General features: G+C 71.7%; 13 protein-coding genes. 5 read left to right on the top strand and 8 right to left on the bottom strand.

Translation table 11 applies throughout. The features are described from left to right. Positions 1 to 33 precede the first annotated feature (33 nt). From NE236_RS07355 to NE236_RS07345, 3 genes are all read left to right on the top strand, one after another. Positions 34 to 1,128: a DUF2786 domain-containing protein gene (locus NE236_RS07355; RefSeq protein WP_252841049.1), complete on the top strand. Its 1,095-nt coding sequence runs from the start codon at positions 34 to 36 to the stop codon at positions 1,126 to 1,128. A gap of 50 nt (positions 1,129 to 1,178) precedes the next feature. Continuing rightward, positions 1,179 to 1,607 carry a hypothetical protein gene (locus NE236_RS07350; protein ID WP_252841048.1) on the top strand — a complete coding sequence of 143 codons (429 nt, stop codon included), beginning with the start codon at positions 1,179 to 1,181 and terminating at the stop codon, positions 1,605 to 1,607. Between the two features lie 64 nt (positions 1,608 to 1,671). Next, complete coding sequence (locus NE236_RS07345; protein WP_252841047.1) at positions 1,672 to 2,529, top strand: oxidoreductase; 858 nt, start codon at positions 1,672 to 1,674, stop codon at positions 2,527 to 2,529. 202 nt (positions 2,530 to 2,731) lie between these two features. On the opposite strand, the gene NE236_RS07340 is transcribed toward NE236_RS07345, so the two are convergent. Continuing rightward, positions 2,732 to 3,142 (bottom strand): SRPBCC family protein, encoded by a 411-nt coding sequence (locus NE236_RS07340; protein ID WP_252841046.1) that lies wholly within the window; start codon positions 3,140 to 3,142, stop codon positions 2,732 to 2,734. 12 nt (positions 3,143 to 3,154) lie between these two features. After that, positions 3,155 to 3,511 (bottom strand): VOC family protein, encoded by a 357-nt coding sequence (locus NE236_RS07335; protein WP_252841045.1) that lies wholly within the window; start codon positions 3,509 to 3,511, stop codon positions 3,155 to 3,157. Positions 3,512 to 3,627: 116 nt separating this feature from the next. Here NE236_RS07335 and NE236_RS07330 point away from each other — a divergent pair, with 116 nt between their 5' ends. Both NE236_RS07330 and NE236_RS07325 read left to right on the top strand, forming a co-directional pair. Then, complete coding sequence (locus NE236_RS07330; RefSeq protein ID WP_252841044.1) at positions 3,628 to 4,401, top strand: helix-turn-helix domain-containing protein; 774 nt, start codon at positions 3,628 to 3,630, stop codon at positions 4,399 to 4,401. 171 nt (positions 4,402 to 4,572) lie between these two features. After that, positions 4,573 to 5,709: an epoxide hydrolase family protein gene (locus NE236_RS07325; RefSeq protein ID WP_252841043.1), complete on the top strand. Its 1,137-nt coding sequence runs from the start codon at positions 4,573 to 4,575 to the stop codon at positions 5,707 to 5,709. Between the two features lie 19 nt (positions 5,710 to 5,728). Here the strand turns inward: NE236_RS07325 and NE236_RS07320 are convergent, their stop codons facing one another. From NE236_RS07320 to NE236_RS07295, 6 genes are all read right to left on the bottom strand, one after another. Then, positions 5,729 to 6,607, bottom strand: a complete 879-nt coding sequence (locus NE236_RS07320; protein ID WP_252841042.1) for an NUDIX hydrolase — start codon at positions 6,605 to 6,607, stop codon at positions 5,729 to 5,731. After that, positions 6,597 to 8,666 carry an RNA degradosome polyphosphate kinase gene (locus NE236_RS07315; RefSeq protein WP_252841041.1) on the bottom strand — a complete coding sequence of 690 codons (2,070 nt, stop codon included), beginning with the start codon at positions 8,664 to 8,666 and terminating at the stop codon, positions 6,597 to 6,599. Before NE236_RS07315 ends, NE236_RS07320 begins: the two co-directional genes overlap by 11 nt. A gap of 90 nt (positions 8,667 to 8,756) precedes the next feature. Then, positions 8,757 to 9,737: an adenylate/guanylate cyclase domain-containing protein gene (locus NE236_RS07310; RefSeq protein WP_252841040.1), complete on the bottom strand. Its 981-nt coding sequence runs from the start codon at positions 9,735 to 9,737 to the stop codon at positions 8,757 to 8,759. Further along, positions 9,738 to 10,247, bottom strand: coding sequence for a PH domain-containing protein (locus NE236_RS07305; RefSeq protein ID WP_252841039.1), 510 nt, complete (start codon positions 10,245 to 10,247; stop codon positions 9,738 to 9,740). Positions 10,248 to 10,296: 49 nt separating this feature from the next. Beyond that, on the bottom strand, positions 10,297 to 10,929 hold the full coding sequence (locus NE236_RS07300; RefSeq protein WP_252841038.1) for a hypothetical protein: 633 nt from the start codon (positions 10,927 to 10,929) through the stop codon (positions 10,297 to 10,299). Positions 10,930 to 10,942: 13 nt separating this feature from the next. Beyond that, positions 10,943 to 13,498, bottom strand: a complete 2,556-nt coding sequence (locus NE236_RS07295) for an FtsK/SpoIIIE domain-containing protein (RefSeq protein ID WP_252841037.1) — start codon at positions 13,496 to 13,498, stop codon at positions 10,943 to 10,945. Positions 13,499 to 13,514 lie beyond the last annotated feature (16 nt).

The raw sequence follows: 13,514 nt of genomic DNA, 5'->3' as shown, positions 1-13,514 counted from the left end.
CGAGGGAGGAGAAGAATCGGGGAGGACGTTCTGGTGGACCGTGTGCCGGCCGGCGCGATGACCGAAGGTGTCTCGGCCGGCTGGCGGCTCGGCTGGCAGCCGGCCGACCTGGTGCGCCACGCGGTCCGCGCGCACGGCAGGCGGGCCGGCCGGATGATGACCGACGCGATCGCCGCCGAGATGCGCGCCCACGCGGCGGCGACCGTGGACGAGCGGTGGCTCGGCCAGCTGACCACGCTGGGCGCCGAGGCGTGGTGGAAGCGGGACGACACGTACCTGGCCGAGTGGGCGGACCGCCACGGCACCGACCACGACACGGCGGTCCGCTGCGCCCTCCAGGTGGTCGCGCTGTTGCGCTCACTCCCCCGTCTGGAGCGCCTGTGCCCACCACCGGGCGAGGCCCGGCGTCCCGTACCCGGCGACCACGCCGGGAGGCGGGCCGACGGGCGGATCCCGGACCGGATCCGGGCGCTCCTGGCCAAGGCGGAGTCGACCGAGTTCCCCGAGGAGGCCGAGGCGCTGACCGCGCGGGCCCAGCACCTGATGGCCCGGCACAGCATCGACCAGGCCCTCCTCCCCACACGGGCCGGGCCGCCCGGCGACGGGCCGCTCGGCCGCCGCCTGCCCATCGACGCCCCGTACGAATCTCCCAAGGCGGCCCTCCTGGGCACCGTCGCCGACGCCAACCGGTGCCGCGCCGTCTGGACCCGGTCCCTCGGCTTCTCAACGGTGCTGGGATTCCCCTCCGACGTGGACGCCGTCGAGCTGCTGTTCACCTCACTCCTCGTCCAGGCGACCTCCGCGCTCGTCCACGAGGGCGGCCGTGGCCGGCGCTCCCGTACGCGCGCCTTCCGCCGGTCGTTCCTGGTCTCCTACGCCGTCCGCGTCGGCGAACGCCTCGCCGAGGCCACCGGCACGGCCGAGCGCCAGGCCGCGGCGGAGACGCCCGGCACCGGCCTGCTCCCGGTCCTCGCCGCCCGCGACCAGGCCGTCGACGACGCGATGAAGGCGATGTTCCCCAAGCTCACCGGCCGGCGGATCGCGGCCGCCACCGACCGGGAGGGCTGGCTGTCCGGCCAGGCCGCCGCGGACCGCGCCGACCTCGGCACCCGCCCCGCGATCCGGTGATCATGCCGTTGTTCCGCACAACTGATCACGATGTGCGACGATCAGTGGCCATGGGACTCGATGTTTATGCCGTCCGCCCGGGAGACCCGGCCGTGACGGGCCACGACACGCTCGAGACGCCGGTCACGTGGGAATGGGAGCCGGCGGCGGACCTCGAACCGTTCGAGGAGATCCCCCGCGACTTCCCCGAAGGCCTGTTCTGGCCCTCCGACGGCGACGTCACCGGATTCCGCGGCCAGGTGTACCGGGAGTGGGTCAACGGCACTCTCGGCGTCAACCTGTACGAGCTGCACGACCCGGCGCAGGTCCGCGACCTCGCCGACCGCCTCGCCCGATGGCTGGCCGACGCCCGCGCCGCCGGTACGGACAAGGTGAGCCTCGACGACGACACGATCGTCCCCCTGAGCGGCATCGAGGCTCTGGCGGAGTTCGTACGCGCCGGCGCCGACCAGGACCTCTGGCTCTTCCCCGACTCCTGACGGCGGGACCGGTCGAACCAGGGCACGAAGCGGCGGCACCACCACCCGTCTAGAGTGGAAGATCGTGACCACGGAACGATGGGCGTTGGGCGGCGACCTGAGCGTCGCGAGGGTCGGGTACGGCGCGATGAAGCTGACCGGTTGGCCGAGTGGCGACCGGCCCGGCCGGGAGACGGCCCTGGCCGTCCTGCGCCGGGCCGTCGAGCTCGGGGTGAACCACATCGACACCTCGCACTACTACGCGCGCGACGGGGTCGCGGCCAACGAGCTGATCCGGGAGGCGCTGCACCCCTACCCGGACGACCTGGTGATCGTGACCAAGGTGGGTGCGCTGGTCGAGGGCTCCGACATCGCCCTGCCCGCGGCGGAGAAGACCGGCCTCACCCCCGACGGTCTGCGCCGCGGCGTGGAGGCGAACCTGCGCTCGCTGGGTGTGGACCGCCTGAACGTGGTCAACTTGCGGATGGGCGACCTCGACCGCTCCGAGACGCCTCTGGCCCCGCCCCTGGAAACGCTGCTCGCGCTGCGTGAGGAGGGCCTGATCCGCCACCTCGGCGTCTCCAACGTCACCGCCGCCGAGTTCGAGCAGGCCCGTACGATCGCTCCGATCGCCTGTGTCCAGAACCTCTACAACGTGTCCCAGCGCGACGACGATCCCATGGTCGACGCCTGCGCGGAGGCGGGCATCGCGTACGTGCCGTTCTTCCCGGTCGGCGGTTTCCAGCCGATCACGGCCGGGCGCCTGGAGGCCGTCGCCGCCCGCCACCGCGCGACCGTGCCGCAGGTGGCCCTGGCCTGGCTGCTGGCCCGATCTCCGAACATCCTGCTGATCCCCGGCACCGGCTCCCTGGACCACCTGGAGGAGAACATCGCCGCCGCCGCGCTCACTCTGAGCCCGGAGGACCTCGCCGAGCTCGGATAAAGGCGAGGCCGACCGGGTCGGTTCCGGCCTCCGCCGAGCAGCCGTGGCTCGGCGGAAGCCGGAGCGCGCCGAACGCTCGGCAAAGGCGACCGCCGATCGGGGCTTCGCCCAGGTTCGTGTGTTCTGGCGAAGACGTTCACCGAGCATTGCGTCCGCTCCGCGGCGACGCCTGCCTCGAACCACCGGCAGCAGTCGGTCCGGATCAGGCGGTGGTCCTGGTCCCCAGGGCCTGTCGCATGACCGCCGAGCCGTGTTCGACGAACTCGGCGATCGGAGCGGCCAGACTGTCTGGGAGGACGTCGGTGTGCCAAACGAACTTCGTCCGGTCGCCGTCCTGGGGGAGGGCCTGCATCGAGGCGTGGTGGTGGGAGGGGTGAAGGCTGCCGCCGACGACGGTGTAGGCGATGCGCCTGTTGCCGGGGTCGAGGTCGACGAGCCGTTCGTGGACGATCGTGCCGTCGGCGAACGTGACGGTGCGGGTGTCCGCGCTCACGCGTGTGTCGGTGACGAAGCCGGGCGCGAGGCGTTCGTGCACCGCGCCGTAGTCGCGCAGCACGTCCCAGACCTCGTCGGGTGTGGCGTCGATGATGAATTCCTTATGGATGGAGGCCATCGGTACTCCCGGTCAGGCCGCAGCGATGCAGAAGAGGTGTCCTTCGGGATCGGCGAGTACGGTCCACTGGCCCTCGCCCGGCTGGAAGTCTGGCTTGGTCGCGCCGAGTGCCAGCAGTTCCTTGGCCGTGAGGTCCACATCGGCGACCGTGAAGTCGAGATGGGCGTGCTTGGCGGCATCCGGCCATCCCGGCCCTTGGTAGCCATCGACCCGCTGGAAGGCGAGTTGTATCGGGCCGTCGCCCAGATACGCGGAATCGTCGTCGCTGTGGGTGATCTCCCAGCCGGTGACGTTCCGGTAGAACTCGGCGAGCGCCTTCGGGCCGGCGCAGTCGATGATGATCGCGGTGAGTTCCGCGTTGACGGTCATGTCGATGACTCCTTGGTGTCGATCGCTTGCCCGCTCAGGATCCGCTCTGGAGTACCGCACGGTCTTGAAGATCCTTGCGGGCTGTTTCGTCGTATCCCTGGCGTAGTGTCCGCGGCGTGCTGTCAGCCGTGGTCCTTGCCGACCGGCCCGAGTTCGCCGTGACCACGGTGGCCTGCGAGGCCGACCACACCCGATGGTCGGAGCCGGAGGCCCGCGACGACCACCGCATGGTGCTCGTACGGCGTGGCAGGTTCCGGCGGTCGGTGGACGGGTCCGACGCCGATCTGGACTCGACGGTGGGCTACGTGGGAGCACCGGGCGAGGAGGAACGGTTCGCGCATCCGGCCGGGGGCGACTTCTGCACATCTCTGAGCTTCACGCCTTGGCTTTGGGAAGGGCTTTCGGGCGGAGCGGCGGTATACGTGGACGCGCGCGTCGACCTGGCGCACCGTCGTGTGCTCGCCGCCGCCCGTGGCGGTGACATCGACTACGCGCTGACGGAGGAGTTGCTCCGGCTGGTCGCGGTGGCCACCGGACGGCCCGTCGAGCGGGTGAGGCCTGCCGACCGGGTGCTGGTCGCTGCGGCTCGGGAGGCCATCATCGAAGGGGTGCCGGAGACGGCGCAGCTCTGCTCGCTGGCCGGCCTGCTGAAGGTCTCGCCATATCGCCTGAGCCGTGCGTTCTCCCAAGAGATGGGCGTCTCACTGACCCGCTACCGCAACCGGGTCCGCGTCGGCTGGGCCATGGACCGCCTCGCGGAGGGTGAATCCGGCCTCGCCGACCTGGCCTCCGACCTCGGCTTCGCCGACCAAGCGCACCTGACCCGCACCGTCCGCGAACACCTGGGACACACCCCGACCGCGCTGCGCCGGCTTCTGATGACGAGATGACCACGCCCCACTCGGTCTCCGACCGCGTACCCGAGCACGGGTACTCCTGCCCACCGCCACATTCCTGTCGGCGACCGCTCCGCACAGCGGCCAGGATCTGACCTAAGTGATCCCTACCGTGACTCCTCGGCCGGCCATCCGGCTCGCCTGTGATCGACGACTGGGGCACCAATGGAGATCAACCCGTTCGGCATCGACATCCCGCAGACGGATCTCGACGATCTACGAGACCGGCTGGCCCGGACCCGCTGGCCCGATGAGCTTCCCGGCGTGGGCTGGGACTACGGCGTCGCCCGCTCCCACCTCCAGGACATGGTGGAGTACTGGATCGACGAATACGACTGGCGGGCCCACGAGGCGCGGCTCAACGAGGTACCGCAGTTCACCACGACCATCGACGGGCAGAACGTGCACTTCCTGCACGCCCGTTCCCCGGAACCCGGCGCGACCCCGCTCATCATCACGCACGGTTGGCCCAGCACCGTCAACGACTTCCTGGGGATCATCGGCCCGCTCACCGACCCCCGCGCCCATGACGCGGACCCCGCCGACGCGTTCCATGTCGTGGCTCCCTCGATACCCGGATTCGCGTTCTCCGGACCCACCCGCGAGAAGGGCTGGGGCAGCAACCGCACCGCGCGCGCCTGGGCCGAGCTCATGCGCCGCCTCGGCTACGACCGTTACGGCGCCCAAGGCGGTGACTTCGGCTCCATCGTCTCTCCCGAACTCGGGCGGGTCGCCCCCGGGAACGTCATCGGCGTCCACGTCAACGCGCTCGTGGGCGCCTCGGCCCCCGCGGCCCCCCACGAACTCGATCTGCTCTCCGACATCGAACGCGAGCAGGCACAGGCCAACCATGCCTGGTGGCACGCCCACTCCGGTTACGCCACCCAGATGGCCACCCGCCCGCAGACCGTGGCGTACGCCCTCAATGACTCACCTGCGGGGCAGCTGGCCTGGAACCTGGAATGGTTCGTCGACCACGATCCGACACATACCCGGCAGCCGCTCGCCGACCGGGACGCCGTGCTGACCAACGTCACCGCTTTCTGGCTCACCTCCACTGCCGGCTCCGCCGCACGCCTCTACCGCGAGATCACCGCGGACGGCTGGGGCCGACCGCCCGCTTCCGGGGTGCCGACCGGCGTCGCCAAATTCCTCGGCGACCGCGCCATCCGCACGCTGGCGGCTCTGTCGAACCACGTCACCCACTGGTCGGAGTTCGATACCGGCGGCCACTTCGCCTCTCTTCAAGTCCCCGACCAGCTCGTCGCCGACATCCGCGCCTTCTTTCGCACCCTCCGCTGACCACCCGGCCGGCCCCGGGTCAGCAGCTGTGGCGCTCGATGGAGGCGAGGGCGCCGTCGGCGGCCTGGAGGGCCCAGAAGCCGCCCTTCGGGAGCTTGGCGTCGTCCGGAGGCGGGGCCCCGAGCTCCTCACAGGCGCGGGTGACGAGTTCGGGGACGAGCTCGCCGTGGGTGCAGATCAGGATCGGCAGGCCGTCGGCGAGGAGTTCGGCGATGCGGTCGCCCGGGGCCTTGGAGGTGCCGACGGTGACGGCCCAGTCGGTGCGGACGTCGGTGCCGGTCCGGGAGGCGTACGGCAGCACCGTCTCCAGGCAGCGGGCCGTGGCCGAGCTGATCACGCGGGTGGGGCCGTAGCAGGCGAGCACGTCGTCGAGCCGCTGTGCCTGGGCGCGGCCCCGCCCGTCGAGAGGGCGGAGCAGGTCGTCCTCCTGCCAGTCGCGCTTCTCGCCCGCGCTGCTGTGCCGCAGGACGATGTACGGGGTGGTGCGGCTGGGTCCGGCGGCGAACGCGCGCAGGACGGTCAGGTCGTGCTCGTAGGCGAGGCGTTCCTCCGCGTCGGCGATCGGCAGCCATTCGATCCGGTCGACCTCGTCGCTGGGGACGAACGGGCTGTCGTCGCCGGTGGCCGTCCAGTAGTCGACCCGTTTGGGCCGGCCCTGCCGGGGATAGCGGACCGTGGGCAGCCGGCGGCCGAGCACCGGCCAGACACCGGTCTCCTCCCAGACCTCGCGGGCCGCGGCGCGCACTACGTGCTCGCCGCGGTCGACCTTGCCCTTGGGGAAGGACCAGTCGTCGTATCGCGGGCGGTGGACGAGGGCGACGAGCGGGCGGCCGTCCGGGCCGGGCCGCCACAGGACCGCGCCGGCGGCGCGGATCGTCCCCGGGGGGTCAGGAGTCAACGGTCCTCCAGCGGCGCGCCCGCATCAGATTGGTCTGGACGTCGACGTCCCCGTCATGGCGGGTCCATACGCCGTTGTCGTTCAGGAGCCAGCACTTGGTGTCGACGCCCATCGCCAGGTCGAAGCGGCCGACGAGGTCGGCGCAGTGGGCCGGGTCGGTGACGCGCACCAGCGTCTCGACCCGGCGGTCGAGGTTGCGGTGCATGAGGTCGGCGCTGCCGATCCAGACCTCGTGCTCTCCGCCGTTCTCGAAGGCGTACACCCGGGAGTGCTCGAGGAACCGGCCGAGGATGCTGCGGACCTGGATCGTCTCCGACATGCCGGGCACACCGGGGCGGAGCGCGCAGATGCCGCGCACCCAGACGTCGACCGGCACCCCCTCCTGCGACGCCCGGTACAGCGCGTCGATGATCACCTCGTCGACCAGCGCGTTGCCCTTGAACCGGATGCGCGCCGGGCGGCCGGCCCGGTGGTGTTCGACCTCCCGCTCGATGCGCCGGACGAGCCCGCCGCGCAGGGAGTCGGGGGCGACGAGGAGACGCCGGTAGTCGGTGTCGCGCGAGTAGCCGGTCAGGTGGTTGAACAGGGCACTGACGTCCTGGCCGACCTCGGGGTCGGCGGTGAGCAGGCCGTAGTCCTCATAGATCCGGGCGGTCTTGGGGTTGTAATTGCCGGTGCCGATGTGGCAGTAGCGGCGCAGTGACCCGTCGGACTCCTCGCGGACGACGAGTGCGACCTTGCAGTGGGTCTTGAGGCCGACGAAGCCGTACACGACGTGGCAGCCGGCCCGCTCCAGCTTGCGCGCCCAGGTGATGTTGGCCTGCTCGTCGAACCGCGCCTTGATCTCCACGACCACGACGACCTGCTTGCCCGCCTCGGCGGCGTCGATGAGGGCGTCGATGATCGGCGAGTCGCCGCTGGTGCGGTACAGCGTCTGCTTGATCGCGAGGACCTGGGGGTCGGCGGCGGCGTCCTCGATGAGGCGCTCGACGCTGGTGGTGAAGGAGTCGTACGGGTGCTGGACGAGGACGTCGTGGTCGCGCAGGGTGGCGAAGATGTCCGCGTCGTGCGGCAGGGCCGCCTCGGACGGCACGAACGGCGGGTACTTCAGCTCGCTCCGGTCGAGGTCGGCGATGGCGAACAGGCCGCCGAGGTCGAGCGGGCCGGGCACGCGGTACACCGCGCGCTCCTCGACCTCGAGCTCGGTCATCAGCAGGTCGAGGACCTCCGGTGTGATCGACTCCTCGACCTCCAGGCGGACGACGGGGCCGAACCTGCGGCGCAGCAGCTCGCGTTCGAGGGCCTGGAGCAGGTTCTCGGCGATGTCCTCGTCGACCTCCAAGTCCTGGTTGCGGGTGACCCGGAAGGCGTGGTGCTCGAGGATCTCGGTGCCGGTGAACAGCTCCGGCAGGTTCTCCGCGATCACGTCCTCCAGCGGCACGAACCGCGACGGCGACGCCTCGAGGAACCTCGGCAGCAACGGCGGCACCTTGACCCGTGCGAACATCGTCGCGCCGACCTGCGGGTCGCGGACCAGCACCGCGAGGTTGAGGGACTGCCCGGAGATGTACGGGAAGGGATGCGCCGGGTCGACCACCAGCGGGGTGAGCACGGGGTAGATCCGCCGGCGGAACAGGCGATTCAGGCTCTCCTTCTCGGTGTCGGCCAGTTCGTCCCAGCGCAGGACCTCGATCCCCTCCTTGGCGAGGGCGGGGAGGATCTCCTCGTGGAACAGCGCGGCGTGCGCGACCATCAGCTCGTGCGCCACCTCGGAGGTGTGCGCGAGGATCTCGCGGGGCTGGCGGCCGCTGGCGCTCTGGACGGCGATCCCGGTGGCCATGCGCCGGGCCAGCCCGGCGACCCGCACCATGAAGAACTCGTCCAGGTTGGTCGCGAAGATCGCGAGGAACTTCACGCGCTCGAGCAGCGGCAGCCCCGGATCGGCGGCCAGGTCCAGCACCCGCTGGTTGAACCGGAGCCAGCTCTCCTCCCGGTCAAGGAACCGGTCTTCCGGCAGGCCGTCCACGGGGCGGGCGAAATGCCCTGGTTCAACACTCATGAGATATATGCTCCCCATTTTTTGTGAACGGAAAGCGAACAACATGTTGCCGGGCCGAAACCCGGCGGCCGGCGTGGCTTCGAACGCCCGTTAAAGTGCCCTGCGGACGACGTACGGCTGGACGATGCCGAGGCCACGGGCCGGGCGGCGGCCGATGCGGACCAGTTCGTACGCACCCTCGCCGCGCAGGCCGTCGGCCAGGCGGGCGTCGGCGAGGACGGTGCCGGGGCGGGCGATCGAGGTCAGCCGGCTCGCGAGGTTGACGGTCGTACCGAAGACGTCGCCCATCAGCGTGAGCACCAGGCCGTACGCCATGCCGACGCGCACGTCCGTGTCGCCGCCCGCGCGGACCGCCTCGGCGACGCGCAGCCCGATCTCCGCGCCGAGCGCGGGGGTGTCGGCGGTGTACAGCACCTCGTCGCCCAGCGTCTTGACGATCCTGCCACCGTGCTCGGCGACGATGTCGGAGGCGGTCTCCTCGAACCGCTCCACCAGCCGTGCCAGCTCGCGCTCGTCGAGGTTCCGGCTGGTCTCGGTGAACTCCACGATGTCGGCGAACCCCACGGCGACCCGCGGCCGCCCGGGGAGGGCGTCCTCCGCCGTCGACGCGGTCAGCGCCCGGGTGCCCGCGGCGGCGAGCTGCCGCCGCCACGCGTGGACGAGCAACGGTTCGAGCGCGGCGATGTGGCTCTCGGCGTGGTCCATGATGAGGCGGACGACCTCCGGCGACGGCGGCTGGAGGGGGTCGGCGAGCGCGCCGACGATGATGTCGATCTGCCATTCGGCGAGCCGCGCCATCGTCTGGCCGACCGCGCGGACCATCCGCAGCACCATCTCCTCGTCCAGGAGCCCCGCCTGGAGCAGGTCCCGGATCCGGACGAGCGCGTCGAGGTCGCCCTCGGTGAAGGCGACCGTCTCGTCGGCGAGGTGCGGGAAGCCGAACGCGCGCCACAGCCGCTGGGTGAACTCCTCCGAGACCCCGGCCCTTTTGATCGCGTCGATCCGGGTGAACTGAAGCTCGCCGCCGAGCAGCAGTTCCTCGATCTCCCTCGGGTCGGGCGCGTCGCTCATCTACGGGCGGACGTCGTCACCGTCGGTCAGCTCCTCGACGATGCGGTAGAGCTGGTTCTGGGTGTACTCGACCCGGGGGATGTTCTTCAGCACGAGCTGGCCGTGCTCGCCGCCCGACTCGACGGTGAGCGTGCCGCTGCTCATGATCCGCTGGATCAGGGTCTGCCGGAACGACACGTCGTTGACCCGCGTGAGGGGGATGTCGCGGTGCGAGCGGGACAGAATGCCGTCACGCATGGCGAACCGCCGGTTGGTCAGCGTGTACGAGGTGGTGACCCACCGCAGGAACGGGATCAGCCCGACCACGAGGACCACGACGACGGCCACGGCCGCGACGATGAGGCGGATCACCGTCTGCGCGCTGCCGCCCGGGATGAAGACGATCGCGACGGCGGCGACGGCGACCGTGACGACCGCCCAGAAGATCGTGCCGACCAGCGTCGACCAGTGGGGGTGGAACTCAAGGACGATCTCTTCGTCCTCGCCCAACGCGCTCTTCGCAAGACCCATGGCGCCATCCTGGCAGAAACCGTCGTTGAGCGGACGATCAGTGCGCCGATCACGTCACAAAGTGGATGACGATGAAGATGAGGGCGATGAGCCAGACGCCCCCGCCGCCGACGAGCCCACCGGTCGCGGTGTCCACGGCGTACTCCCGCTCCTCGTTCGAGGTGCGCAGCCGGATCCACCCCTTGGCCGTCTGCTGCCCGATCCACGGCGCCGCCAGAACCGGCCCGTACGCCAGGACCAGCCGCACCTGCCCCAGGTCGCGCAGGCCCTTGGCGAGCTCGAATCCGACGGCGGTCACCACCACGGCCACCGCGAACCCCAGCACGGCCATCTGGACGTACCTGCCGGCGAGGGGATAGTGGACGGGTTCGCGCACCCGCCGGTGCGCGTCGCCCAGGAGTTCCGTGGCGTCCTGGTCGGGCCGCACGTCGTCGGCGGGCCCGGGAAGCGGGCCCACCGCGTGCGGGCCGAACCGCGTGGTCAGCTCGCGCCAGACGCCGGTGGCCCGCTCCTCGAGGCCGTCCAGGCGCGCCCACTCCTGCTCGACCGAGGCGTATGCCGCGGTCCGCTGCTCTTCCGCCTCCGCGAGCCTGCGCCGCGCCTCCTCGGCGGCGAGCAGCCTGCGGCCGGCCTCGGCGGCGTACTCCTTGTATGCCCGCCGCGCCGCCTGCGCGTTCGTCATCGGCCCTCCGCCCTCACGTGACGCCGTCCCCCGCCTCGCTCAGCACCTCGAACGGGATGATCGGCTGGGGCGGCTCGCCGGTGCGCTGGTCGTGGAACAGGGCGCGGCGGCGGCGCGGGGTCCAGCCCAGCATCTGGCCGCCCGGCAGCGGCGACAGCTCGCCGTCCCGTACGTCCAGGGCCACCCATGCGTCGATGTTGCGCACCGACCCGACGCGCTCGACGACATCGGCCTTGAGCCGATCGGTGGTCCGCCACCAGCCGAGCACGTGCGTGCGGCGCTCCGGGCCGTGCTCGACGAGGCGGCGCACCGTCCGGCGCAGTTCGTCGGAGCGGGTGGTCGCGGCGTCCACCGCGAACAGCGCGAGGTACTCGGGGACGGTCCGGTCGGCGAGATCGGGCAGCTCGCCGCCGATGGTGACCTCGTGGCCGTCATCGGCGAGCCGCCGGACCAGCAGGCCGACGCGGGGCTCCAGCTGCTCGTCCAGCGCGTACAGCCGGAACACCGCCGACCCGGGGGCGTGCCCGCGGGCCAGCGACAGCACCGCCGAGGCGAGGACGTCGTACGCCTCGTCGGTACGGGTGCCGATGACCGCGAGGTTACGGCCGGGCGCGCGGTCGAACCGCACGGTCGCGGCGCTGCCGGCCAGGTCGATCAGCTGCCCCACCGCGCTCTCGCCGGGCGGGAGGGTCGGCGCGGTCATCAGCTCGGGCACGTGCGCGCCGTCGAAGATGCGCGGCGGCGCGAGGTGCTCGGGACGGCGCTGCCACAACTCCCGCTGCAGCGCGTCGAACGTGCCCGCGATCCCGGCGTCCGGAAGCCGGGCGATGCGGTTCGCCCGCCGCGCGCCCGACTCGGCGTTCACGACCGCGCAGAAGCGGGCGACCTGGAGGGCGGCGGGGTTGTCGTCGGCGAGGATGCGGCGGGCCTTCGGCAGCGCGATCCGCAGCGTGAACTGGTCGAGGATGGCCCCGCGCCCCCACAGCGACTGGACGCCGCCGACGTTCTGGCTGGCCAGCACGAGATGGATGCCCTGGGAGCGGCCTCGGCGGGCCAGGTCGTTGAGGAGGTACAACGACTCGTCGGTGATCTTGTCCTGCTGCTGGATGAGCACCTGGAACTCGTCGATCACCGCGACGATCCGCGGCCAGTGCCCGTCCGGGTCGACGGCCCGCAGCTCCTCCAGCTTGGTGACCTCGTGCTCGCGGGCGGCGGCGCCCCGGCGTTCGAGCTCGCGGGCGAGGAAGCGCAGCAGCGCCAGGCCGAACTCGCGGTCGTTGTTGATGTTCACGCCGATCAGCCGCGCGTGCGGCAGCCACGTCTTGTCGGTACGGCCGCTGGCCAGGCGGGCGAACGACACGCCCTCCTTGAAGTCCAGGAGGTAGAACTCCAGCTCTTCGGGCGAGTACCGGGCCGCCATCGACCCGATCATCGCGTAGAGGAAGTTGGTCTTGCCGGAGCCGGGCGGGCCGCCGACGAGCGCGTGCACGGGGTCGTCGCCGAGGAGGACCTCCACGGGCTCGTACCGGTCGACGTCCTCGCCGATGGGGGCGCGGACCCCGGCCGCGGACGACTCACTCCACATCCGGTGCGGGATGAGCTCGGCGAAGCGCGGCGGGTCGCGTTCGATGCCCGCCCAGCGGGCGGCGCGCTCGCAGACCGCGCGAACCAGCTCCGGCGGCGGCGGCTCGACCGTCACCTCCAGCTCACCGGTCATCGAGGTGGTCACCCGCCCGTCTGAGGCGATGGTGATCGTCTCGGTGTCCGGCGCGTCGTCGACCGGGACGTCGCGGCAGACCACGTGGATGCCGCAGGCCGCCCCGGCGTGCATCACGCTGTTCAGGTGGGCGATCTCGTCGTCGCGGAAGCCCCGCACCGGGCTCTGCACGATGACGACCTGCCACGGCTCGGGCCGCCGGCCCGTGGCCGCGGCGAGCGCGGCGAGAGAGGAGTGCCCGCCGCCGAGCACGTCGCGCTGGATGCGCCGGATGTCACGGTCCAGCGAGCCGAGGAGCTCCTTGAACTCCTCGACGCCGTACACCGTGAGCAGCCCCGGCCGGGACAGGGCGTGGAAGCCGCCGAGGCCCGCGCCGAGCCGGCGCGGGTCGTACAGGCTCACCCGCACGGAACCCGGCCGCGTCGTCGCCACGATCCGGACCAGGAGCGAGTCGACGATGGCGTCGGCCACCGGCGTCTGGCTTCCGGTGATCTTCAGGTGGCCGGAGTCCAGGAGCGGGACGAGAGCGGGGACGTCACCGGCGGCCGTCCCCACGCGGTACAGGAACGGCCCGGATTCGACCGGCTCCGGCTCCGGCTCGGCGGGCCAGTCGGTCCAGAGGGCGGCCGCGGCGCCGGGCGCGGCCTCGCGGGCCAGCTCCCGCCAGCCGTCGACCGTCACCGCCGTCTCGGGGCCGCTCGTGGCGGCGACGTCCCGGCGGCCCTGCTCGACCGCGGCCTCGGCTCGGGCGATCGTCTCGTCGAGCTCGCTCCGGCGGGCGCGGATCGCTCCCCGCGCCTGCCGGATGTCCTTGCGCACGGCGGCAAGGAGATCGCCGGGCTTGAGCGTCATGTGGGTGTTCCTGCGG

Source organism: Actinoallomurus purpureus, assembly GCF_024055795.1.
GTDB lineage: Bacteria > Actinomycetota > Actinomycetes > Streptosporangiales > Streptosporangiaceae > Actinoallomurus > Actinoallomurus purpureus.
Note: the sequence above shows the minus strand (reverse complement) of the source record. Positions and strands in the feature narration are given on the sequence as shown.

Bases quoted from the DNA above. Each gene is read 5' to 3' on its own strand.
- NE236_RS07350 (WP_252841048.1), top strand. From the start codon at position 1,179: ATGGGACTCGATGTTTATGCCGTCCGCCCGGGAGACCCGGCCGTGACG.
- NE236_RS07340 (WP_252841046.1), bottom strand. From the start codon at position 3,142: ATGGCCTCCATCCATAAGGAATTCATCATCGACGCCACACCCGACGAG.
- NE236_RS07335 (WP_252841045.1), bottom strand. From the start codon at position 3,511: ATGACCGTCAACGCGGAACTCACCGCGATCATCATCGACTGCGCCGGC.
- NE236_RS07325 (WP_252841043.1), top strand. From the start codon at position 4,573: ATGGAGATCAACCCGTTCGGCATCGACATCCCGCAGACGGATCTCGAC.
- NE236_RS07315 (WP_252841041.1), bottom strand. From the start codon at position 8,666: ATGAGTGTTGAACCAGGGCATTTCGCCCGCCCCGTGGACGGCCTGCCG.
- NE236_RS07310 (WP_252841040.1), bottom strand. From the start codon at position 9,737: ATGAGCGACGCGCCCGACCCGAGGGAGATCGAGGAACTGCTGCTCGGC.
- NE236_RS07305 (WP_252841039.1), bottom strand. From the start codon at position 10,247: ATGGGTCTTGCGAAGAGCGCGTTGGGCGAGGACGAAGAGATCGTCCTT.
- NE236_RS07300 (WP_252841038.1), bottom strand. From the start codon at position 10,929: ATGACGAACGCGCAGGCGGCGCGGCGGGCATACAAGGAGTACGCCGCC.
- NE236_RS07295 (WP_252841037.1), bottom strand. From the start codon at position 13,498: ATGACGCTCAAGCCCGGCGATCTCCTTGCCGCCGTGCGCAAGGACATC.